We start from the raw sequence: 1,266 nt of genomic DNA, 5'->3' as shown, positions 1-1,266 counted from the left end.
GAGGAGCGTGGAAGAACTTATGGGAAAAAAACATGTATCTCAACAATATCGAGAGCATCTTTCAAAGCTAGTCGTTGAAGAAGGACGTACGCCTCGCCAAGTATCTGAGGAAATGGACGTACCGGTTTCGACGTTAAGAAAATGGGCAGCCGCCTACAAGAAGGAAAAAATGGCGGGAAAAGACCCTAATCAATACATCACACCTACAGAACTTGCGAAGAAAGAAAAAGAATGGGAAAAAGAAATTCGTGACCTTAAGGAGGAAAATGAGATTCTAAAAAAGGCCATGAACATCTTTGCAAAAAACCCGTAATCATTTATGGGTTTATCGAAGCACACAAAGAGGAGTTTACGATTGTGAAGATGTGTAAGGTACTAAAGGTTTCAAGAAGCGGCTATCATCAGTGGATTCGTCGGAGAAATCGCTCTGAATGGAGCGAGAAAAAACGGAAACAAAAAGAACTTGAGGGAGCGATCGTTCGGTCTTTCCAGCAAAGCTATGAGACGTATGGGAGTCCTCGGGTCCAACGAGATTTACTGGATTGGGGATTCGAGGTGTCGGTACGGAAAGTCGCCAAAATGATGCATGCCCTAGGGTTAAAAGCTAGCCAACCGAAGAAGTTTATTGTGACAACAGACGCAAATCATGACTCGCCGGTGTACCCGAATGTTTTGAAGGATAAGAAGGTAAAGGCTGACCGCCCGAACCAAGTATGGGTCGCAGATCTGACCTATATTTGGACGAAGGAAAGCTGGCTTTATCAAGCGAGTATCATCGATGCCTATACCAAGAAAAACGTGGGAACCGCATTCGCAACTCATATGAGAAAAGAGCTCCCGATGGAAGCCCTTCAACTAGCGGTTGATGCCGAACAGCCCCCGCCAGGGCTCATTCATCATTCCGATCGAGGGTCGCAATATTGCTCAAATGATTACCGGAAGCTATTAGCCTCCAATAAGATGTTGGGAAGCATGAGTCGAAAGGGCAATCCTTACGATAATGCCATCATGGAATCCTTTTTCGCAACGCTGAAGAAAGATTGGATCTATAGGCAAAAATACAAAACCGTAACAGAAGCTATCCAAGCCATTCATCATTATCTGTACGAGTTCTACAATACACGGAGACGCCATTCCGCATTGGGTTATCTTTCACCCAAGCAGTATGAGCAGCAATATAAAGAATCAGTAATCTGAAAAACTCAGAATGTGACCAAAAATCCTGCGTGGATGATGTTGTGATTTTCAACGTCCTCCACGCAGGAT

General features: G+C 44.4%; 2 protein-coding genes. Both read left to right on the top strand.

Annotated features, from left to right (window positions below):
• Nucleotides 1-313: transposase (locus ACE1TF_RS20415; RefSeq protein WP_375019471.1), on the top strand; the 313-nt coding region annotated here is incomplete at its 5' end.
• The gene (locus ACE1TF_RS20410) at nucleotides 313-1,197 is read left to right on the top strand and encodes an IS3 family transposase (RefSeq protein WP_375019473.1); all 885 of its coding nucleotides are present in this window, start codon (nucleotides 313-315) and stop codon (nucleotides 1,195-1,197) included. The genes ACE1TF_RS20415 and ACE1TF_RS20410, both read left to right, overlap by 1 nt.
• Nucleotides 1,198-1,266 lie beyond the last annotated feature (69 nt).

The sequence above is a fragment of the Geomicrobium sp. JSM 1781026 genome (genome assembly GCF_041949955.1).
Classification (GTDB): Bacteria; Bacillota; Bacilli; order Bacillales; family Marinococcaceae; genus Geomicrobium_A.
This window is presented reverse-complemented; position numbering and strand designations above follow the sequence as displayed.